The sequence below is a fragment of the Williamsia sp. DF01-3 genome (assembly GCF_023051145.1).
Taxonomy (GTDB): Bacteria; Actinomycetota; Actinomycetes; order Mycobacteriales; family Mycobacteriaceae; genus Williamsia.
Genome location: NZ_JALKFS010000005.1, coordinates 4247689 through 4268553, shown reverse-complemented (window position 1 = coordinate 4268553; position 20865 = coordinate 4247689). Strand labels below are relative to the sequence as shown.

24 protein-coding genes and 1 pseudogene are annotated in these 20865 nt (G+C 65.6%); 19 read left to right on the top strand and 6 right to left on the bottom strand.

Annotation, left to right across the window (positions count from 1 at the left end; translation table 11 throughout):
* Positions 1–8 precede the first annotated feature (8 nt).
* From MVA47_RS22270 to MVA47_RS22260, 3 genes are all read right to left on the bottom strand, one after another.
* Entirely contained in the window at positions 9–1529 is a 1521-nt protein-coding gene (locus MVA47_RS22270; protein ID WP_247209899.1) for a DUF4153 domain-containing protein, read from the bottom strand.
* 78 nt (positions 1530–1607) lie between these two features.
* The gene (locus MVA47_RS22265; protein WP_247209898.1) at positions 1608–2597 is read right to left on the bottom strand and encodes a HAMP domain-containing sensor histidine kinase; all 990 of its coding nucleotides are present in this window, start codon (positions 2595–2597) and stop codon (positions 1608–1610) included.
* Positions 2597–3310: a response regulator transcription factor gene (locus MVA47_RS22260; protein WP_247211014.1), complete on the bottom strand. Its 714-nt coding sequence runs from the start codon at positions 3308–3310 to the stop codon at positions 2597–2599. Before MVA47_RS22260 ends, MVA47_RS22265 begins: the two co-directional genes overlap by 1 nt.
* A 587-nt stretch (positions 3311–3897) precedes the next feature.
* Between MVA47_RS22260 and rpsJ the strand changes: the two genes are divergently transcribed.
* From rpsJ to rpsQ, 11 genes are read left to right on the top strand one after another with little or no spacing between them, the layout of a single operon-like run.
* Positions 3898–4203, top strand: a complete 306-nt coding sequence (gene rpsJ / locus MVA47_RS22255; protein WP_003938093.1) for a 30S ribosomal protein S10 — start codon at positions 3898–3900, stop codon at positions 4201–4203.
* Positions 4204–4220: 17 nt separating this feature from the next.
* Positions 4221–4871 carry a 50S ribosomal protein L3 gene (gene rplC, locus MVA47_RS22250; protein ID WP_030164774.1) on the top strand — a complete coding sequence of 217 codons (651 nt, stop codon included), beginning with the start codon at positions 4221–4223 and terminating at the stop codon, positions 4869–4871.
* Between the two features lie 3 nt (positions 4872–4874).
* Positions 4875–5546 (top strand): 50S ribosomal protein L4, encoded by a 672-nt coding sequence (gene rplD, locus MVA47_RS22245; RefSeq protein WP_247209897.1) that lies wholly within the window; start codon positions 4875–4877, stop codon positions 5544–5546.
* A 5-nt stretch (positions 5547–5551) separates the two neighbouring features.
* Entirely contained in the window at positions 5552–5857 is a 306-nt protein-coding gene (gene rplW / locus MVA47_RS22240; protein ID WP_023956032.1) for a 50S ribosomal protein L23, read from the top strand.
* A gap of 43 nt (positions 5858–5900) precedes the next feature.
* Complete coding sequence (gene rplB / locus MVA47_RS22235) at positions 5901–6737, top strand: 50S ribosomal protein L2 (RefSeq protein WP_023956030.1); 837 nt, start codon at positions 5901–5903, stop codon at positions 6735–6737.
* A 17-nt stretch (positions 6738–6754) separates the two neighbouring features.
* Entirely contained in the window at positions 6755–7036 is a 282-nt protein-coding gene (gene rpsS / locus MVA47_RS22230) for a 30S ribosomal protein S19 (RefSeq protein ID WP_030164768.1), read from the top strand.
* Positions 7037–7438, top strand: coding sequence for a 50S ribosomal protein L22 (rplV, locus tag MVA47_RS22225; protein ID WP_023956024.1), 402 nt, complete (start codon positions 7037–7039; stop codon positions 7436–7438). It begins immediately after the preceding gene.
* Positions 7438–8277, top strand: a complete 840-nt coding sequence (rpsC, locus tag MVA47_RS22220; protein WP_023956022.1) for a 30S ribosomal protein S3 — start codon at positions 7438–7440, stop codon at positions 8275–8277. The genes rplV and rpsC overlap by 1 nt, the downstream gene beginning before the upstream one ends.
* Positions 8278–8280: 3 nt before the next feature.
* Positions 8281–8697 (top strand): 50S ribosomal protein L16, encoded by a 417-nt coding sequence (rplP, locus tag MVA47_RS22215; RefSeq protein WP_023956020.1) that lies wholly within the window; start codon positions 8281–8283, stop codon positions 8695–8697.
* The gene (rpmC, locus tag MVA47_RS22210) at positions 8697–8939 is read left to right on the top strand and encodes a 50S ribosomal protein L29 (RefSeq protein ID WP_023956018.1); all 243 of its coding nucleotides are present in this window, start codon (positions 8697–8699) and stop codon (positions 8937–8939) included. Before rplP ends, rpmC begins: the two co-directional genes overlap by 1 nt.
* The gene (gene rpsQ / locus MVA47_RS22205; protein ID WP_247209896.1) at positions 8936–9229 is read left to right on the top strand and encodes a 30S ribosomal protein S17; all 294 of its coding nucleotides are present in this window, start codon (positions 8936–8938) and stop codon (positions 9227–9229) included. Before rpmC ends, rpsQ begins: the two co-directional genes overlap by 4 nt.
* Before the next feature lie 148 nt (positions 9230–9377).
* Here rpsQ and MVA47_RS22200 read toward each other — a convergent pair whose 3' ends face one another.
* Positions 9378–10229 (bottom strand): C39 family peptidase, encoded by an 852-nt coding sequence (locus tag MVA47_RS22200; protein ID WP_247209895.1) that lies wholly within the window; start codon positions 10227–10229, stop codon positions 9378–9380.
* Between the two features lie 196 nt (positions 10230–10425).
* Between MVA47_RS22200 and MVA47_RS22195 the strand changes: the two genes are divergently transcribed.
* The 6 genes from MVA47_RS22195 (at position 10426) to MVA47_RS27340 (ending at position 16598) form a co-directional block, all read left to right on the top strand.
* Entirely contained in the window at positions 10426–10716 is a 291-nt protein-coding gene (locus MVA47_RS22195; RefSeq protein ID WP_247209894.1) for a hypothetical protein, read from the top strand.
* Positions 10717–10804: 88 nt separating this feature from the next.
* On the top strand, positions 10805–11923 hold the full coding sequence (locus tag MVA47_RS22190; RefSeq protein ID WP_247209893.1) for an LLM class flavin-dependent oxidoreductase: 1119 nt from the start codon (positions 10805–10807) through the stop codon (positions 11921–11923).
* Positions 11920–12546: a CE1759 family FMN reductase gene (locus MVA47_RS22185; protein ID WP_247209892.1), complete on the top strand. Its 627-nt coding sequence runs from the start codon at positions 11920–11922 to the stop codon at positions 12544–12546. Before MVA47_RS22190 ends, MVA47_RS22185 begins: the two co-directional genes overlap by 4 nt.
* A gap of 257 nt (positions 12547–12803) precedes the next feature.
* Positions 12804–13313, top strand: coding sequence for a lipoprotein LpqH (locus tag MVA47_RS22180; protein ID WP_247209891.1), 510 nt, complete (start codon positions 12804–12806; stop codon positions 13311–13313).
* Between the two features lie 107 nt (positions 13314–13420).
* Positions 13421–15235: a hypothetical protein gene (locus tag MVA47_RS22175; protein ID WP_247209890.1), complete on the top strand. Its 1815-nt coding sequence runs from the start codon at positions 13421–13423 to the stop codon at positions 15233–15235.
* Positions 15236–15938: 703 nt separating this feature from the next.
* Positions 15939–16598 carry a hypothetical protein gene (locus MVA47_RS27340; RefSeq protein WP_374474293.1) on the top strand — a complete coding sequence of 220 codons (660 nt, stop codon included), beginning with the start codon at positions 15939–15941 and terminating at the stop codon, positions 16596–16598.
* 18 nt (positions 16599–16616) lie between these two features.
* Here the strand turns inward: MVA47_RS27340 and MVA47_RS22165 are convergent, their stop codons facing one another.
* Positions 16617–17405 (bottom strand): hypothetical protein, encoded by a 789-nt coding sequence (locus MVA47_RS22165; RefSeq protein ID WP_247209889.1) that lies wholly within the window; start codon positions 17403–17405, stop codon positions 16617–16619.
* 143 nt (positions 17406–17548) lie between these two features.
* On the opposite strand from MVA47_RS22165, the gene MVA47_RS22160 reads away from it, so the two are divergent.
* Positions 17549–18886, top strand: coding sequence for a hypothetical protein (locus tag MVA47_RS22160; protein WP_247209888.1), 1338 nt, complete (start codon positions 17549–17551; stop codon positions 18884–18886).
* A gap of 10 nt (positions 18887–18896) precedes the next feature.
* On the top strand, positions 18897–20030 hold the full coding sequence (locus MVA47_RS22155; RefSeq protein WP_247209887.1) for a hypothetical protein: 1134 nt from the start codon (positions 18897–18899) through the stop codon (positions 20028–20030).
* A 13-nt stretch (positions 20031–20043) separates the two neighbouring features.
* Here MVA47_RS22155 and MVA47_RS22150 read toward each other — a convergent pair.
* Positions 20044–20840, bottom strand: a pseudogene (locus MVA47_RS22150) (ABC transporter permease).
* Positions 20841–20865 lie beyond the last annotated feature (25 nt).

Sequence of the window (20865 nt, the reverse complement as noted above, 5' to 3'; positions counted from 1 at the left end):
CGAGTAAGTTAGCGCGGCGCGCAGCTGACCGGGGCAGCGGCAGAACCTGACTCGCGGCCTTCGAGTGCTTCGCGTGCCTGGTGGCGTCCCACATTGAATGCCGTGGGTCCGTGTTCGTCCGCAAGGTCGCGCCCGATGCCACGCAGGACGCACTCCTGAAGGTCGACGGGCAGCCCCAGCAGCGCTTCGGTGGCGTCGGGGGACAGGTTCGTCAGATAGATCAGATCGACCTTTCCGGTTCGCTCGAAGCGGTCGACGTTGGCCTGGGCGATCCGTTCGTCCGGGTTGTAGGCCGCGAACGACAATGCGGCGACCATGGTGAGAAACCCTAGAGCTCTTGGCAATTGGCGGGTGCCGAGGCCGGCGCCGGCAATGATCAGGGCGACGAGGACGGCTCCGAGCCACAGCTCTGTCGCCATCACACCGACGCGCAGCCGGGTGGCGCCGAAGGTGTCCATGTAGAGGTCCATCCGGTGCAACGCCGAAGCCACGACGGCAAGCGCCGCGATGCAGAGTCCGCCGAGGATCGTCCGCGTCAGTACCCGCCCGGCGGACGTGCTGCGGTCCGCGCGTTGCCAGGCGATCGACACCACCAGGATGGTCAGTGCCGTGACGGCGAAGAGTTGCCAGAATCCGGTGCGCGCGTAGTCCGCGTAGGTCAGTCCCGCCGTCTCCTGCACGTAGTCGTCACCGCCGAACATCGCCCGCGCCTGGGTGATCAGGAAGGCGATGTACAAGACGAGCACGGTGCCGGTGGGAACTGCCCACATCCACGGTTCGGTCGACGTGCGCGGCGACCGGTCAGTCAGGCGTGGCCGGGCGTAGCGCAGGTAGATCCCGATCGCGGTGACTCCTCCGATGACAAGACCGAGGACAACGCTGGGGCCCACCTCGGTGTCGCCGACGTCCGGCAACACCGTGCTCAACAACGACTCGAACGTCGCGTCGGCGCCGGCGAACAGGGCGCCGAACACCACCAGGAGCACCACTGTCACCACTGCGACCTGGAGTATGGCCCCCAGGTTCTTCACCGGACGGTCCCGTGCGCCATCGGCGATACCGCGCCCCAACCACGCGGCGGTCGGGACGACCGCGACGATCGGCGCGACGACGGCTGCGGCCATCTCGCGAATGGTCCGGGCGCCGACAACGAGCGTCCCCGTGGCCAGGATCGCGATGGCCGTGCAGACTGCGGCCAGCCATCCGGCGCTGCGCCATCCCGAGACGAGTAGTAGTGCAACGATGCCGGCGGCGGTGATCAGCTCGGGCACGGTGGGCCGCTCGGGCGACGCGGTGAAGACGGCTGCCAGCACCGCGACGCCGGTCAATGCGATGCCGATCCCGATCGCGTCGGTCGGCACCAACGCCATCGCCAGTACCGTGGTGACGGCAACTGCCCCAACGACTTTCGCGGGCGCGGCCCCAGGCAACGACGTGGAGAGGGTGACCCGGCGGACCTTGACCGGTTCCTTGGTCAGCACCACCGATTGGTAAGCCTGCGGAGTATCCGAACTGTCGGTTTTGGGCATGGGTGTAGCACCTCTCGGAGACGATGGATCAAAATGGTGCCGCGATCTGCGGCGATGGTGTGCGCGTTCCAGCAGTCGTCAGTCGGCGGGCACGAGCGGTAGGCGGATCCGGATCCGGCATCCCTCAGGGTCGTCGACCACACCGATGTCGCCGGCGTGCAGTGTGATCACCCACTGGGCGATGGCCAGACCCAGACCTGTTCCGCCGTCGCGTGATCCGCCTCGACTGAACCGCTCGAAGATGCGCAGTCGCTCGGCGGGCGCGATACCCGGGCCCTGGTCGGCCACGTCGATGACAATCACCTCGCCCTCCGGCCAGGCACTGACCTCCACGACGCCGCCGGGCGGGGAGTGGCGGGCCGCGTTGTCGAGGAGATTGGCGAGCACCTGGTGCAGACGGCCCTCGTCGGCGTGAACGTGGAGGCCGGCCGCTACGTCGATCGCAAACGAGACGTCGCCCGGTGAGCGGAGCCGGCATTCGGCGACGGCGGTCTCGGCGAAGCATGTGAGATCGATGCGCTGGTGGTCGAGCTGGGCGACCCCGCCTTCGATCCGGGACAGGTCCAGCAACTCGGTGATCAGCCGTCCCAGCCGGTCCGTCTGCGAGAGCGCCAGTTCGAGGGTCTCCTGGTCCGGCGTTCGCACGCCGTCGACCATGTTCTCCAGCACTGCGTGCAGTGCGGCGACCGGTGTCCGCAACTCGTGGGCGACATTTCCGATGACCTCGCGGCGATAGCGGTCCTCCCCGGCGAGGTCATCGGCCATCTGATTGAAAGCCGTTGCCAGCGTGCCGATCTCGTCGCGAGACGTCGCTCGGACGCGGGCGGTGTAGTCGCCGCGGGACATCCGGCGCACCGCCCCCGTCATCTCGCGCAGCGGAGACGTCATCCCGTGGGCGAGCACAAACGTGACGACAATCGCGACGAGCAGTGCCATCAGCAAGGCGTACCGGAACTGCCACTGCGCGGTGATCCAGAAGGACACGCTCGAGGTGAACAGTGCGCAACCGACCACAACCGCGGTCTTGAACTTGAACGAGTGCAGCGGGTCCAGCGGCCGGGGCAGCATCACGGCGATCCCTCGGTTCCCGACACCGCGCGGACCTCGAGCGCGTAGCCGATGCCGTGCACGGTCCGTATCCGAGACGAACCCACCTTCTTGCGGAGGGAACGGATGTGGCTGTCGACCGTGCGGGTCTCTCCGGCGGCGGGCCAGTGCCAGACCGCGTCGAGCAACTGTTCACGACTGAGCACGGCGCCGGGGTGGCGGAGCAGGAACGCCAGGAGGTCGAACTCGGTGCGGGTGAGATGTACCTCTTGCCCTTCGACCGTCACCTGCCGGGCGGCCTCATCGATGCGCAGACCGTCTCTCACCTCGTCGGCCGGATCTGCCGCCGCGGGCTCGGCGGCAGAGTCGGTGAACGGGCCGTAGCGTTCGGCACGTCGGAGCAGGGCGCGGGTGCGCGCCACGAGCTCGCGCATCGAGAACGGCTTGGCCAGGTAGTCGTCGGCGCCCACTCCCAGTCCGATGACGAGGTCGGTCTCGCCGGAGCGGGCGGTGAGCATCAGTACCGGGGTCGCCGAATGTGCCTGGATGCGCCGGCAGACCTCGAGGCCGTCCATCCCCGGAAGCATCAGATCGAGGATCACCGCATCCGGATCGGTGCTGCGATGAGCGTCGATCGCAGCAGGCCCCGTGTCGGCCGTGATCACCGCGAAGCCCTCCGCGCCAAGGCGGTCCGCGATCGACTGACGGATCAGTGGCTCGTCGTCGACGACCAGCACCGATGGCGTCTGCGGGTGTGGGGTCATGACTGCGACGGTAGTGCTCCGATGTCCGCACCCTGCGCAGATGTTGTGAAGAGTCTGCGAAGGTTTTGTGCGGAGAATGCGCGGTCGTGACGGCAGGGTCGTGACCTGGGCCGGGGCAATTTGGACCTGGGCCGGATCTATTGCATACTTGTCGGGTTGCCTTGATCGGCAGCGCGGCCCTGTATGTCTGTCGTCTGAGCGTGCGAACGTCCAGACCAGGTGGCAGGCCCCCGTCGATCAGAGAGCATCACCGGACGAACTAAGCGGTCACGAACTGGTTCGAGCTTCCGTTGTGGTGCACAACAAGCAAGTACGACCCGCGTCCACCTGGACGCACACCGGCACCACGGGTTCTGCGCATGCGCAGAGGTATGTGTAGCGATTGCGACACGCCCGACTGCGTGGACCGGACGGGCCTGCGGAAGCAGGCACTGAACAACGACAGATGAACAGCGTCGATCACCACCGCAAGGTTCTGGTCACGGGGATGCGACTACACAGTTGCGTCGTTCGAGGTGTTCATCTGTGCAGCCGAAATTGACGGAAGAGGACACAGCGTGGCGGGACAAAAGATCCGCATCCGGCTCAAGGCCTACGACCATGAGGCGATCGACGCGTCGGCGCGCAAGATCGTGGAGACCGTGACCCGTACGGGTGCACGTGTGGTCGGCCCTGTGCCGTTGCCCACCGAAAAGAACGTGTATTGCGTCATCCGCTCGCCGCACAAGTACAAGGACTCGCGCGAGCATTTCGAGATGCGTACACACAAGCGACTGATCGACATCCTCGACCCGACGCCGAAGACCGTTGACGCCTTGATGCGCATCGATCTGCCGGCGAGCGTCGACGTCAACATCCAGTGAGTGGCGGGAATCATCAGATGACTCAAAGAAATGTGAAGGGAATCCTGGGCACGAAGCTCGGGATGACCCAGGTCTTCGACGAAGACAACCGGGTGATCCCGGTGACCGTCGTCAAGGCCGGACCCAACGTGGTCACCCAGATCCGCACCGAAGAGACCGACGGTTACACCGCCGTGCAGCTCGCCTACGGTGCCATCGACCCGCGCAAGGTCACCAAGCCTGTCGCCGGTCAGTTCGCCAAGGCCGGGGTCACCCCGCGCAGGCACCTGACCGAGATCCGCGTCCACGACGTGTCCGACTACACCGTCGGACAGGAACTGACCGCCGAGATCTTCGCCGACGGAGCACTGGTCGACGTGACCGGGACCTCCAAGGGCAAGGGCTTCGCCGGTGTCATGAAGCGCCACGGCTTCAAGGGCCTGGGCGCCAGCCACGGCGTGCACCGCGTGCACCGCGCTCCCGGTTCCATCGGTGGCTGCGCCACCCCCGGTCGCGTGTTCAAGGGCATGCGGATGGCCGGACGGATGGGCAACGACAAGGTCACCACGCAGAACCTGAAGGTCCACAAGGTGGACGCCGAATCGGGCCTCCTGCTGATCAAGGGAGCAATCCCCGGTCGCAAGGGCGCGGTTGTCATCGTTCGCGACGCAATGAAGGGTGGTGCATAGCCAGTGAGCGTCAACACTGAGAAGCAGCAGACCCGCACGGTCGACGTGAAGAGCTTCGGCGGCAAGACCGACGGAACCGTCGAGCTGCCTGCCGAGATCTTCGACGCACCGGCGAACATCTCGCTGATGCACCAGGTCGTCATCGCGCAGCAGGGTGCCGCACGCCAGGGCACCCACGCCACCAAGACGCGGGCCCAGGTCCGCGGTGGCGGCGCAAAGCCGTACCGCCAGAAGGGAACCGGTCGCGCCCGCCAGGGCTCGACCCGCGCCCCGCAGTTCACCGGTGGTGGCACCGTCCACGGCCCACAGCCGCGCGACTACAGCCAGCGCACCCCCAAGAAGATGAAGGCAGCCGCCCTGCGCGGTGCCCTCTCCGACCGGGCCCGCAACGACCGCATCCACGTGATCACCGAACTGGTTTCCGGGCAGGCCCCGTCCACCAAGTCGGCTCGTCAGTTCCTCGAAGAGCTGTCCGATCGTCGTAAGTTCCTGCTGGTCGTCGGACGTGAAGACGTCGCCGCATGGAAGAGCGTGCAGAACCTGCAGCACGTTCTGCCCATCGCACCCGACCAGCTGAACACCTACGACGTGCTCGATGCCGACGAGGTCGTGTTCAGCCGTGAGGCACTCGGCGTCTTCATCGACGGCGCCAAAAAAGATGAGAAGGAGGCCTGAGAAACATGACAGTTCAGGCAAACCCCCGCGACATCATCCTGGCGCCGGTCATCTCCGAGAAGTCCTACGGACTGATCGAGGACAACGTGTACACGTTCTTCGTGCATCCGGAGTCGAACAAGACCCAGATCAAGATCGCCATCGAAGAGATCTTCGGCGTGCAGGTCTCGAGCGTGAACACCGCCAACCGTCAGGGCAAGCGCAAGCGCACCCGCTTCGGCTACGGCAAGCGCAAGGACACCAAGCGCGCGATCGTGACACTGACCGCAGACAGCAAGCCCATCGAGATCTTCGGAGGCCCGGTCGGCTGACGCCGCTCGGACTCCACCGAAGAAGTAGAGGACAAGAAGACTCATGGCTATTCGTAAGTACAAGCCGACGACCCCCGGTCGTCGTGGCGCTTCCGGCGCGGACTTCTCCGAAGTCACTCGTGACACCCCGGAGAAGTCGCTGGTTCGTCCGCTGCATGGTCGCGGTGGACGAAACGCCCACGGCCGCATCACAACCCGTCACAAGGGTGGTGGCCACAAGCGTGCCTACCGTCTGATCGACTTCCGTCGCCACGACAAGGACGGCATCAACGCCAAGGTCGCTCACATCGAGTACGACCCGAACCGCACTGCGCGGATCGCGTTGCTGCACTACGTCGACGGTGAGAAGCGGTACATCATCGCGCCCAAGGGACTCAAGCAGCACGACGTGGTGGAAAGCGGTCCGACCGCCGACATCAAGCCGGGCAACAACCTCCCGATGCGCAACATCCCGACCGGTACCCAGATCCACGCTGTGGAGCTGCGTCCCGGTGGCGGCGCCAAGATGGCTCGTAGCGCCGGTGCCTCGATCCAGTTGCTCGGTAAGGAAGGCCCCTACGCCACGCTGCGTATGCCTTCCGGTGAAATCCGTCGTGTCGACGTGCGCTGCCGCGCCACCGTCGGCGAGGTCGGCAACGCCGAGCAGAGCAACATCAACTGGGGCAAGGCCGGCCGTATGCGTTGGAAGGGCAAGCGCCCGACCGTCCGTGGTGTCGTGATGAACCCGGTCGACCACCCGCACGGTGGCGGCGAGGGCAAGACCTCCGGTGGTCGCCACCCGGTCAGCCCGTGGGGTAAGCCCGAGGGCCGTACCCGCAAGAACAAGGCCAGCGACAAGCTGATCGTCCGTCGCCGGCGCACCGGCAAGAACAAGCGATAACAGGAGGGAGTTAGAGAATGCCACGCAGCCTCAAGAAGGGCCCCTTCGTCGACGACCACCTGTTGAGCAAGGTCGACGTTCAGAACGAAAAGGGCACCAAGCAGGTCATCAAGACCTGGTCCCGTCGGTCCACCATCATTCCGGACTTCATCGGTCACACCTTCGCCGTCCACGACGGCCGCAAGCATGTGCCGGTGTTCGTCTCGGAGTCCATGGTCGGTCACAAGCTCGGCGAGTTCGCGCCGACGCGCACCTTCAAGGGACACATCAAAGACGACCGGAAAGCGAAGCGTCGGTAGATGAGTACTGAAACAACCAATCCGACCGCCAAGGCGACCGCGAAGTTCGTGCGTGTCACGCCGATGAAGGCGCGTCGTGTCATCGACCTGGTCCGCGGCAAGAACGTGGACGAGGCCCTCGACATCCTGCAGTTCGCGCCCCAGGCCGCGAGCGAGCCGGTTGCCAAGGTGCTCGCCAGCGCCGTGGCCAACGCGGAGAACAACCTCGACCTCGACCGTCGCACCCTCGTGGTGTCGCAGGCGTTCGCCGACGAGGGTCCGACCATGAAGCGGTTCCGTCCGCGCGCCCAGGGGCGTGCCTTCCGGATCCGTAAGCGGACCAGCCACATCACCGTCGTGGTGGAAAGCATCGCCAGGAGCGACGCGGCCGCCGGCCGCAATCGCCGGAAGGGAGCTCAGTAGTGGGCCAGAAGATCAACCCGCATGGCTTCCGTCTCGGTATCACCACGGACTGGAAGTCCCGGTGGTACGCAGACAAGCAGTATGCGGAATACGTCAAAGAGGATGTCGCCATCCGCAAGCTCCTGGCCACCGGCCTCGAGCGCGCCGGCATCGCCAAGGTGGAGATCGAGCGCACCCGTGACCGGGTTCGCGTCGACATCCACACCGCCCGTCCGGGCATCGTCATCGGTCGCCGCGGCGCCGAGGCCGACCGGATCCGTGGCGACCTGGAGAAGCTGACCGGCAAGCAGGTCCAGCTGAACATCCTCGAGGTCAAGAACGCCGAGTCGGAAGCTCAGCTGGTGGCACAGGGTGTCGCCGAGCAGCTCAGCAACCGCGTGGCTTTCCGCCGGGCGATGCGTAAGGCCATCCAGTCGGCCATGCGTCAGCCCAACGTCAAGGGAATCCGGGTCCAGTGCTCGGGTCGCCTCGGCGGTGCGGAGATGAGCCGCAGCGAGTTCTACCGCGAAGGTCGGGTGCCGCTGCACACGCTGCGCGCAGACATCGACTACGGCCTCTACGAGGCCAAGACAACCTTCGGCCGTATCGGCGTGAAGGTGTGGATCTACAAGGGCGACATCGTCGGTGGCAAGCGCGAGGCACTGTCCTCGTCGGCTGCTCCGGCTGAAGATCGTCGTCCGCGTCGTCCGGCCCGCCCGAAGCGGAGCGGTTCGTCGGGTACCACAGCGACCAGCACCGAAGCTGGACGTGCGGCCACCGCGACCGCAGATGCGCCTGCGGCTGTCGACGCTCCAGCGACAACGCCTGCCCCCGCGCAGGCCGAGAACCAGGAGGGCTGAGGCATGTTGATCCCTCGTCGGGTCAAACACCGCAAGCAGCACCACCCCAGCCTGAAAGGTCAGGCCAAGGGCGGCACCAAGGTGACGTTCGGTGACTACGGCATCCAGGCACTGGAGAGCGCGTACATCACCAACCGTCAGATCGAGTCAGCTCGTATCGCAATCAACCGGCACATCAAGCGTGGCGGCAAGGTGTGGATCAACATCTTCCCCGACCGCCCGTTGACGAAGAAGCCTGCCGAGACCCGCATGGGTTCCGGTAAGGGTTCGCCCGAGTGGTGGGTCGCGCCGGTCAAGCCGGGTCGCGTGCTGTTCGAGATGAGCTACCCCAATGAGGAGACCGCTCGCGAGGCCCTGCGTCGCGCGCAGCACAAGCTCCCGATCAAGACCCGCATCGTGACCAGGGAGGAGCAGTTCTGATGTCTGTCGGAATCGCCGCCGCCGAGCTCCGCGAGCTCAGTGACGAAGAACTGGTCGAACGTTTGCGTGAGTCGAAGGAAGAGCTGTTCAACCTTCGGTTCCAGATGGCCACCGGTCAGCTCGACAACAACCGCCGGCTGCGTACCGTGCGTCGCGAGATCGCGCGCGTGTACACCGTCATGCGGGAGCGCGAGCTCGGCCTGGCCTCAGGACCCGAAGCCGAGAGCGGTGACGACGCATGAGCGAGGACCAAAAAGTGACTGAAACGTCCACCACCGAGGAGCGTGCACGCCGCAAAGAGCGGATCGGGTACGTCGTCTCGGACAAGATGCAGAAGACCATCGTGGTCGAGCTGGAAGATCGTGTGATGCACCCGCTTTACGGCAAGATCATCCGCACCACCAGCAAGGTCAAGGCTCACGACGAGAACGAGACCGCCGGCATCGGCGACCGCGTTCGCCTGATGGAGACCCGCCCGACCAGTGCCACCAAGCGCTGGCGTCTGGTCGAGGTCCTCGAGAAGGCCAAGTAAGCCAACCAGTTTCACGAAAGCGGCCCGTCCCTTTGTTGGGGCGGGCCGCTTTGGTTGCTGTGCACCGACAACGTCCCCGTGACCGTGTGCCGGGGGAGTAGTGCCCTCCGTACATGTCGACGGGGACGTTGTTGGTGGCGGGCGTGGGCTACTTGCCGCCGATCACCACCGGCAGCAGGTTCCACGGGCGATCGGTGAGCCAGTCGATGACGTTGGAGAGCCCAGGTGTCTCGTCGGCATCGAGGTCGTCGAGAAGCGGATCCCGTGTGGGGTCGTCCTCGGACACACCGGCATTGGGTGAGGGTTCGTCGCACACGATCATCGTGTTGTCGGCTTCGCCCCATGCCTCCTCGAATTCGTCGAGTGGGACTTCCATGCGGTCGCCGTCGGGATGCCCTGGGTCGCTGAGGTAGACCACACCTTTGTCGGTGTCGATCTCGCTGATCACCACACAGTGATCGCCTCCCTGGTCGCGACCCATGGCTTCGTCGCGCTCCTCCTGCTCCGGATCCCAGTACTCCCCGGAGTCGACGTACAGCATGACGCCGCGCCCTTCCTCCAAGGCGGTCGCGAGGTCGTCCATCGTGCCGGTCTCGACGGTGGCCGGGATCCCGTTCTGTTCGAGCAGGTCCGCCGCAGCGTAGATGGGCATGCCGTTCTCGATCTCGCCGTCGAGGAAGTAGCCGTTGTCCTGGGCCATCTCGACAAAGGCTTCTTCGCTCTGGATGTCTTCGCCGCTGTATTCCGCAACGATCTGGGCGACACTCGCCGGCACGCAGGTGCCGTTCACGGCTTGCTGGAACCAGTGTTCGGAGTATTCGTCCGCGTCGCCGCCGCCGACCCCGTCAGACGGTTCCGCGGGCTCGTCCGGCGGAGCCGCATCCTGATCGGGCCACAGTTCTGTCAGCACCGACTCGAGTTCATCGAGTGTGCCGGTGTCGTCGGACGCCGACGCTGTCGAGCTGCCCTGCGCGCTGTATTCGGCATCGCCTTCACCCATGGCTGTTCCCTTCGATCAGATCCGATGTCGATTGGATCGGCGTCAGGGCTCGAATGTTCCCGTGATGAGCGAACCCGGAACGTCGGGCGTCCAGGAAGCTCACAGCCAGGTGCCAGAGTTCTACGAGTTCGCGTTTCTACCTTGTGAGGAGTCGGCCTCGGCAGAACCAGGTCGGGCTTCAGAAAGGGAGGACAACATGCAGGTCAAGAAGGCGTTCACGCGGACGGTCGCAACGGGGGCAATCGGCCTGGCTTCGCTGGGAGTCGGTGGGGCAGTGGCCGAGGCGACTGCAGCGCCGGCGGCGACATCATCAACAACGACGCAGGAGGGCCCCACCCGGACGACCTCATCGTCCCCGGGCGCGGTCAAACGCCCGGATCTTGCGACATTCACCTTCCGCGGGCAGGAGGTCACCCCAGGCTACGACCGGTACAAGCGTGGTTGGGGCTTCTGGTTCTTCGGCTTCTGGGTCCCGGTCGTTCTGTGACAACCGCTCGACAGCCTCGTCGGCGCGACGAAATAATTCGGACCACGGTCCGGTTATTATGATCGTAGCTTCTACCGAGGAGGTAGCCATGCAGTTCGGAATCTTCACCGTCGGCGATGTCACCGTCGACCCCACCACCGGTGTGGAACCCACCGAGAACGACCGGATCAAGGCGATGGTCGCCATCGCCAAGAAGGCAGAAGACGTCGGGCTCGACGTTTTCGCCACCGGTGAGCACCACAACAAGCCGTTTGTGCCCTCGTCTCCCACGACGATGCTCGGTTACATCGCAGCCCAGACCAAGACTCTGCAGCTGTCGACGTCGACCACACTGATCACCACCAACGACCCGGTGAAGATCGCCGAGGACTTCGCGATGTTGCAGCACCTGGCCGACGGCCGTGTCGATCTGATGCTGGGCCGCGGCAACACGGGTCCGGTCTATCCGTGGTTCGGCAAGGACATCCGGCAGGGCATCCCGCTCGCAATCGAGAATTACCATCTGCTGCACCGACTCTGGACCGAAGAGGTGGTGGACTGGCAGGGCAAGTTCCGTACGCCGCTCACCTCGTTCACCTCCACGCCGCGACCGCTCGACGGCGTCGCGCCATTCGTCTGGCACGGGTCGATCCGTAGCCCGGAGATCGCCGAGCAGGCCGCTTATTACGGAGACGGCTTCTTCGCCAACCACATCTTCTGGCCCAAGGAGCACTTCCAGCAGCTGATCGGTTTCTACCGTGAGCGCTACGAGCACTACGGTCACGGCACCGCGTCCCAGGCCGTCGTGGGACTCGGCGGGCAGTTCTTCATCCGCCCCAAGTCGCAGGATGCGGTCAACGAGTTCCGGCCGTACTTCGACAACGCGCCGGTCTACGGTCACGGCCCCTCGCTCGAAGAGTTCACCGCGGACACGCCGCTCACCGTCGGCAGCCCACAGCAGTTCGTGGACAAGACGCTGAGCTTCCGTGAGCACTTCGGCGACTACCAACGCCAGCTGTTCCTGGTCGACCATGCAGGACTGCCGCTGAAAACCGTTCTTGAACAACTCGATCAACTCGGGGAGGTACTGCCGCAACTGCGAGCGGGATTCGCCGAGGGGCGCCCTTCGGACGTTCCGGACGCGCCCACCCACGCATCGCTGGTAGCCGCACGAAGCGCTGCGGTCACCGAGGGTGACACAATCGAGGCGGAGGCGATCAGCCGATGAACCCGACTCGTGTGGTGGTCGTGAGTGCCGGTGTCGGTGAACCGTCGTCGACTCGGCTACTCGCGGACCGGCTCGCTGCTTCGGTTCAGGCGCAACGTGATTCGGTTGTCGTCGAGACGGTCGACCTGCGGGAGATCGCGGTGGACATCGCCCGGAGCATGATCGCCGGATTCCCGGTGGGTGCTGCGGATCCCGCGGTGAGGGCTGTTGTCGAAGCCGATGCCGTCGTCGCTGCAACACCGGTGTTCAACGCGTCCTACAGCGGATTGTTCAAGTCGTTCTTCGACATCATCGACAAGGACAGTTTTGCCGGTAAGCCGGTGCTCATCGCTGCCACCGGTGGTAGCCCGCGACACTCGATGGTGCTCGATCACGCTGTGCGGCCGATGTTCTCGTATCTGCGCGCTGTGGTGGTCCCGACTGGCGTATATGCCGCGTCCGAGGATTGGGCGGGTACCTCCGGGGACACCGCCACGCTTGCCGACCGGGTGGATCGTGCCGCCGGAGAACTGGTGGCGCTGTTGGGCGGCACCCGTACGACGCCATCGCCGGTTGACGATGACGAAGCCGGAATCGCCAACTTCGCTCGGCTGCTGGGGGAGTCCTTCCACCAACCGAACTGAACGCGGGATCGGCCCACGGACACACTTTCACGGGCATCAGCGCCCCCGGCGACACTGCCGGGGGCGTCTTCGCGTCAGCGTGCTGGACACGGGATGTGCGACGTCAGCGGGGGCTTTTCGATCGTCATGGGGGATTCGATCGCGTCGGCGAATGGTGGACAAGCGGCGAAAATTGGGATCGGTAGCCGCTCGGTCGGGTTTTAGTTATCCCATGCCGGAGCCACACCGAAGGCGCCGCACAACGAAAGGGAAGACCAATGAAACGAGTCCTCACAGCCACCCTCGGACTGATCGCCAGCGCAACCCTGCTGATGGCCTGCTCGGACGACAGCAGCAACAACGCAGACAGCAGCCCCGCGGCCAACCCGGTCGCAACCAGCCAGTCGAACGGAACAGAGGTTTCCACGGGCGGCGACACCGAGGTCAAGGTGGAGGGCAAGGATCTCGCCGGCGTGGACCTCAACTCTGTGAGCTGCGTGAAGCAGGGCGGCAAGATCAACGTCGGCAGCGGCTCCACCGGTGGCCAGCAGGGCCTCGGCATCGTGATGACGGACGAGGCCACCCCGAAGGTCGAGTCGCTGGGACTGGTGGTCGACGGCAACGCACTGGCCGTAACCAACGGGATGGGGATGTCGGTCGGTTCGGCGGAGGTCTCGGTAGACGGTGACACCTACACCATCACCGGTGAGGCCGAAGGCGCTGACATGAAGAATCCCACGGCCGGAATGATCAAAAAGGAGTTCAGCATCAAGGTGAGCTGCAACTGATCTGAACCGGTGAGAATGCGGCGGACGTGCATCGCACGTCCGCCGCTTTCGTGTGTGGTGCCCGTGTATGCGGTTGCCCGCTGGTCCGCGATCAATATGATGCAGCCATGTCGGTGGCCGGTGATCTCGAGCGTGCGCGCGACCTCGCCTGTGCCGACGACCACGCTGCCGCCCGCGATCTGTTGTTGTCGCTGATGCCGAAGATCGAACAGCTCGACCGAGACGACCTGATGCTCGAGGTGTTCGCCCAGCTCGGAGCGATCTACCTGACCCGCGGCGCTCACGACGGGGTCGTGGAATGTGTCCGCAGGATTCGCGATTGCGTCGGTATCTATTCGGAGATCCTCGCCGGGAAGATGCCCGAAGCCGCGGCGCAGGTGACGATGTCATCCGACGACATCACCCGGATGGTCCGCCGCTACACCGGGCGTGCGGATGTCCTCGACATCGGCCTGGCATCAGCTCGCGGTGACCACGACCAAGCGGCGCGGCGGCTTGCGCATCTGACCGACGAGGCAGTGGGGGAGCCCGATTCGGACCCCGACCCCGACCACGGGTTTCATGTCACACACGCACGCATCCTGTGCGCGACCGCGCTCGGCGATGTCGACGAGCACGTGGCTGCCGCGCGCCTGTGGGAACTCGGTCTCGAAGAGTTGCTCATCGTGCGACGAGCCGCGTCGGAACTCGGCCCGCCCCCGCCGTCCGATGCCTGGAGCCGGCCGGGCTCGGTAGGTGCCGACCGGCTTCAGGTGGACGCTGGGATCGGCTACGGCAGATTCTGTGTGCAGACCGGACGGCTCGAGCAGGCCGGCTCGCATCTTCGTCGTGCGGGTGCGCTTGCGTCGCAACGCGGCTGGCCTCTGGCATCGGCGCGCAGCGAACTCGAACGTGCGGCTCTCGCCTGGGCTCGGTCCGACCATGCGGACACCGAACGCCTGGCTCAGGCGGCGTACCCGGTGTTGGCCACGTATGCGGTCGCGCATGACGTCTCCAGATGCTGGTTGTACCTGGGGCTCACCCGGATGGCTGCGGGCGAACTGCAGGCAGCCGACCACTGCTGGGAACAGGCGCAGCGGCACTGGGACGAACTGGGTATACCCCTGCATCGTCACCGGATCATGATGCAGCGCAGCTGGATACCGGTGTTCCGTGGACAATTCGACCGCGCCCGGGAGATGGTCGGGCAGGCCCGGATGCTCCTGGACGCGACCACTCATGCGACCTGGCTGCACCACGCCCGCCTCGATGACCTCATGGGATCGATATGGCGAGCAGAGGCGCTCGCCGACATGGGTTTCGACGGCATCGGTGATCCGTTCGCCGACTGGAATTCGGTGGAGGCGCGGGTTGCGATGTCGGAGGGCATCACCACGGCGGCCGACGGGTCGGACGGCCATCTCTCGGCCCAGCCCAAGTTCGAAAAGGCCGCTGCGCTGAAGATACCCGCGGCGCTTGCGGTCGACAGTGTGCGGCATTCGATGCCCGACGCCGAGGCTCGTTCGCGCTGGGCCCGGTCGGTCTCGGCCCCGGTGATGGCCGGTGCCTTCGCTGTGGCGTGGGAATGGGACAACACCTCATTGGTCGCCGAGATGATCGAATACGTCAGTGCACGGGGAACATTCGGCCTCGACCCGAGAGTGTCCGATGCTGTCGGCGGCGAGTGGGCACTGACCGCGACGGGGGCCACACCGTTGCACTCCGTCGCCGATTCCGATGCCGGCATCGACGAGAACCGTGCGGTGGCTGCCGGGGCCACGACCACTGCGGTCACCGGCGGTCTGACCCGGCTGGGTCCGTTGCCCCCGTTGCAGATGGACCGCGGTGCCGGCGCGATCCTGGCGGAGTATCGACGGCTGGCTGCCGAACGCTACGGACGCAAGGTCACGAGTGACGAGCCGATGTGGCCCACGTGGAGATGACCACCTCGCCACCAACAGAATTGATCCTGCGGTTTGCCGACGTGGGAGTTGCGACATACGCCAGCCTGCGGGTGGTGGGCGAGCCCGCACGCACCGTCACCTGGGTGGTGGAGGAGCCGTTTGTGGTGGCCGCGATCGAGCAGGTGGCCGATGCACTGCCCTCGCCGCGCGACGGCGAGACGATGGTGGATGCCCTTCAGCGGTCACTCCTGTCGGGCCCATTTGCCGATCCGTCGACCGAGTTGCGTGCGTCGTACCATCTCGGGCTGCTGTTGCTCTCACAACAGGCATGGTCTCTTTTGCTCGAATGTGTGGCGGCCGTTCGCCCGGTTCTACATCTCACTCCCACCGCGCGGCTGGCACAGATCCCGTTCGCCCTGCTCGCGTTGCCATCGGTATATCCCACCGCCGACCAGTTGGTGCGCGCCAAGGCCGGGGCTGTGTTGGCCACCGGGGAGGTACTCGCGCGACTGCCCTGGAAGGCAGACGATCTCACCGCGTACACCGAGGGTTATCGGTTGATGGAACTGGTGGATCTCGTGATGTCGCCCCCGGCGAACATCGTCAACGCCCAGAGAAGCCCGGCGCGCTGGGAGGAGCGCCGCACCTCACCTCCGGTTCTCATCCTCGATCCCCGCGTGCCCGGGCAGACACCTTCCTCGCCTCTGGGTTCGGTGTTGGGCAGACCGTCGCCGGACAGCTGGTGTCAGAACACTTCGCCGGCGCACTGGCGCGCCATACCGTGTATCCGCCGGTTTCGGACACGGTGGAGTTGTTCAGGCGCCGCGACACGGACCGGAACTGGTTGTCGGTTGTGTTGCAGGACAAGCCGAGCAGGATGCTGTTCGTCGGTCATGCCAGTGCAGCCTCGAGCGAGGTGGGCTACGCCGAGCGTTCGGCGTTGCACCTGTCGTGTACAGCTCTGCACCCCGGGCTGGCGGATCCGGTGGGCAGTCATCGACCGTGGACGGCCGCCGACATCCTCGCCGATACCGGGCGCTGGCCGATGCCGCCGCGAGTGGCCTTGGTGGCGTGCGCATCTGGCACCGATCACCGCTTCGACGAGCCGAACGGTTTGGTCGCGGCCATGATCCTGGCCGGATCGGAGCTGGTGACGGCGACGTTGTGGTCGCTGTCGACAACAGCCGGATATCGAAGCCTCGCCGAAGGCGATACCGCCATCGATCCCATGGGGGAGTTGATCGCAGCTGTGGACAGCGCCCACGAGAGCGATGACCCGGTGGTGGTACTCGGCCGGTGGCAGCGTGCGCAGATGAGACGCTGGCGATCGGGGGATGTCACTGCGCACCCGGTGTTCTGGGCATCCCTGGTCACCTTCGCAGTGCCCGATCGCGGAGCGTGAGGTCGGTGCTGTGCCGGCTCAACTGCGTGGGACGCAGACCGCGACATGGGAGTAATCAGTGGAGCGGTAGTAGGTGTCGATGATGCTGCCGGGTTCGACCTTCGCCACGGATGTAGCCGGGATGAACGTCACCTCGTGTGCGGGGAACTGGCCACCTTCGGGACGGTTGACGATCACGTCGAGCTCGACCTGACGGTAGTCCTCGCACACCCGGCCGGTCGGCTTCATCGCCGTCACCACCGCACGTGACTTGACGCCCCGCCGGATGAGGTCGAGTTTGTCCGCCGTGGTCAATCCCTTACGGATCAGCATGGTGTCGAATGCCGCTCGCGCTGCGGTCATGTCGTCGGCCAGGATGACTTCGGTCGGTCGCTCCGGGTCGAAACGAACGGCGAGCACCACACCCGGCCACAGGGTGGCGCGTGAGCCCTCGGCATCGAACGCGTGATGATTCAGATGTCCCCGAAAGTGCTGTCCGGACACCGTTTCGACGTCGACGATGATCGTGGGGGCCGCGGCCCTGTCAACCCAGGCCTTGTCGTCAACCGAAGCCCTGTCACCGACCGGTGGCGTTTCCTGGACGGCATGGACTGTTGCGATACCGATACCCGGTTCGTCCACAGGCATGGAGTTCGGCTCGTGGTGGGAGCGAAGGCTCATGCGGGACGACGGTCGCATCTCGCCGACCGACACCAGAGCCGCGCCGGCGAGCGAAACGGCCCCGACCAAGAACACCGTGGCGCTCGGCAGGAGGAATGCAACGGTCACGATCAGCGCGATCGTCGCGCACGACGCCAAGGTCGCCATTGCGGGAGTTGAGATCGGACCAGTAACGGGGTGGGGTGCTTGTTTCATGGAACAAGACTCACTGCAGGTGCCGGCTACCGAACCCAACTTATCGAGCCACGCGGCTCTGGTCGAGCGCACAGTGCCTCGTCTAGCATCACCTGGTGACTACCGGGTATGACGTGGCGACGGAGGTCGCCCTCGCCCGCCCACGTCGGGCGGTCATCGACGAGGCCTGGCGCGGGCTCGGTCCCGGTGTGGAGGTGCTCAGCGGCACCGACGGTGACCCGCTGCGCCGGACCGTCAAACGTATTCTCGATCCGCTGGTCCTGCGGCTTCGTGCGAATCCTCAGTTCTCGGCGGCGATCCTCGCCCCCGACGTGGCGCGCGACCTACATGACGTGATCATCGCGCACGGCGAGCAATTGCTCTGCACCGCACAGTGGTTCGAGGTGCTCAAGAAGAGTCGCAGGCGGCTGCGCATCACCACCGGTAACGTGCAGGAACTCTATTTCCCGGTCTCGTACGAGCTGGCCGTCACCCGCGGCGCACCGACGGGGGACGCGGAGGCTGTCGCCGATGCCGTCCTACGGGACATTCACTCGGATCGGGACCGTACCGCGACCGCAGCTCTGGACAAGCATCTGGCTGCGTCCCAGACCATCTCGACCCTCACTCGACAACTGGAGAGGAGCTGGCGCGACGTGCGTCCCGGTGGGGCGATCACGGGGCCGTTCCTGGCGGGATTGAGCACCGTACTGGCGGAGACGGGCGACCATCGGGCGCGGGCGGCACGGCAACGGGTGTGGACGGCCCTGGTCGCCGATGACACACCGTTCAACCTGGGGGCGGGCGCTCGGGTCGATCCTGCGGCGTTGCCCTGGCGGCTGACCGACCTCGGTCTGACATCTACTGAGCCGCAACGACGTCCGCATCTGACGGAGAGGTCCTCCGGCGAGCGGCCGCTCGACCGGGCCGTGGTCGACCGTGTCCGCGCCACACTGCGTCGAGCGCTCGACCGCGAGGAACTCCCCGACATCCCGCTGTTGTGTGCCGAGGAGGTGGACCGGGCGTGTTCCCCCTGGGGTCTGCTCGCAGAGGACATCCAGGCAACTCTTCTCGCCGGCATCGAGGTGGCTGTGGAATTGATGCCGCTGGACGAAAAACACAGCGCCCGATACGGATTGGCGGCGCTGATCCAGGCCCGGCTGCGCAAGGAGGCCTACGTGCTGCACGCCCGCCGGTGCCTTGCCGCCGGCGCCCCGGTTCATCCGCGTCAGCAGCGGGTGGTCGACGACCTACGCGCGTTTCGTCGCCCGTATCTCGGCCGGCTGTGGGCCCGGCTGCACGGTCGCGATGTCTGGCAGGAGTCCTGCGACGATGTCGAGGACATCCGATCACTGCTCGATGGGGTCGCCCGGTCGGCGAGTCTGGACCAGCGCCAGCGGATCAAGGCCATGCTGGCGAACGTGCGCGGGTCCGAGATCGAGGTGGCCCCGTGAGAGTCGTGTCATGAAAATCGGAGTCGAGTCGGGGCTCTGGACCACCGGCAATGTGGAGCGTGCACTACCCCTGGTGACGGTGCTCGAGGTGAGCGGCGCGGTGATGTCATGGACGCTCGATGAGCCGAACTCGCCGCAGATCGAGTTCACCGATGCATCCCGTGCCGACTGGCTGTGGCGGGTGGTCGGTGAACGCGGCCATGTCGCGGTCGCGGCGGTCACCGAGGGCCCGACTGACTCCGCGGTGGCGATCGAACTCGACGGCATCGACGTGGATACAGAGGCCGTCGAGATCCCCAGACGACTCGCCTTGGGGCATTGGCTGCGCAGATGGTGGCCTGCCGGTGTCGGCGATGGCATCACCGCTCTCGACCTGCCTCTGCTCGACGCGGAGATCGCGATTCTCACCTCCGCCGCGGAGATCTTCTTCACCGACGACACCATCGATTCTGGTGTCGCCGAACTGCTCTCGCCACACGCCGCAGCGCTCACCGAACATGTGCGTTCGGGCGATCCACGTGTGGTCGAGATGGTGCGTCGATGCGTGGACCTGGTGGAGGAGGTGGGGATCGGCGATCCGGTTCACCGGTCAGAGTGGGCTGAGCTCTCGGCACTCACTGCGCACATGGACGCACTCGATACGCCGCCATCGGGACGTCAGGATGATTACGCCCTGGCAGCGGGAAGTGGTTCGGCGCCTCGAAGCGATGCGATCGCCGCCGGCACCGACACGATTCGCTGGGGTGGTGTGCCTGCGGGAATCTTCGATGCTGCCGAGGACACCGTCGACTGGTACGTGCGAGCCGACCCGGCTGCCGCCGTGATCGTCGCGGCGGCGGTGGTGCCGGGCGCCAACCCGGCGGGCATCGATGTGTCGGTGCGCGCCGACGGTGTCAGCGGCTCGGCGGTCCTGGGATCCGACGGCCGGGCGAGTGTCCCGCTGGTGGACACCGACGGTGAGCCGATGGACGACGACCGGGCATGGTCCCACGACTGGTCATCAACGTCGGTCACGGTCGGGGTCTCCGTCGAGGAGACACGCGAAACCAGGGACCGGGTGCGAGTATTCGCCCGCCGCCGGCTCGATCAGCCAGGGCCGGACGCGTTCCTGGCGGAGATCCTGGCCGCGGAGGCGGACTACTGACAGTCGGTTGTGGTCAGCGGCTGGCGACGGTCCGATAGCGCCACAGCGACAGCGGGACGAACACCAGCAGGATCGCCAGCGAGGTGATGAGCGAGTACGCGACGGCGTGATCGGCAACCCATCCGGTGGCCTGCGGGAAGTCCGGGGAGCGGAGTTGCCGAGCAGATCACGAGCTGCCGTGGCCACTGCGGTGATCGGGTTCCATTCGGCGATCGCCTTGAGTGGTCCGGGCAGGCTCTGAGCCGAGATGAACGCACTCGACAGGAACGTCGCCGGGAACATCCACACGAAGCCGACGCTCTGCGCCACCTCGACGTTGCGGGCCATCAATCCGGTGAAGGCGCCCACCCATGACATGGCGAAGGCGAGCAGGAGGATCAAACCGAGCGCGAGTAGAGCGTCGGCGAAGCTGCCGCGGATTCGCCACCCGATGACCAGTCCGGTGATGGCCATCACCGCAACACTGACGATGCTGACCACGAGATCGGAAAGCGTTCGGCCGAGGACTACCGCCAGCGACCACATGGGCAGGGTCCTTAACCGATCGACCAAGCCCGATTGCAGATCGCCTGCCAGCCCGACGGTCGTGAAGGCCGAGTTGAAAACGACTGTCTGCGTGAAGATGCCGGCCATCAGGAACTCACGATATGACGCACCGCCCAACGTCGCGCCGAAGACGTACGCGAAGAGGAACACGAACATGAACGGCTGAACGGTTGCGGAGACCAGCAGGGTCGGAACGCGGCGGATGGTGAGCAGGTTGCGTCCGGCCATCACCGAGCTGTCGGAGAAGAGTCCGCCACCGGACATCGTCGGTGTGGATTTCGAGGAGGCG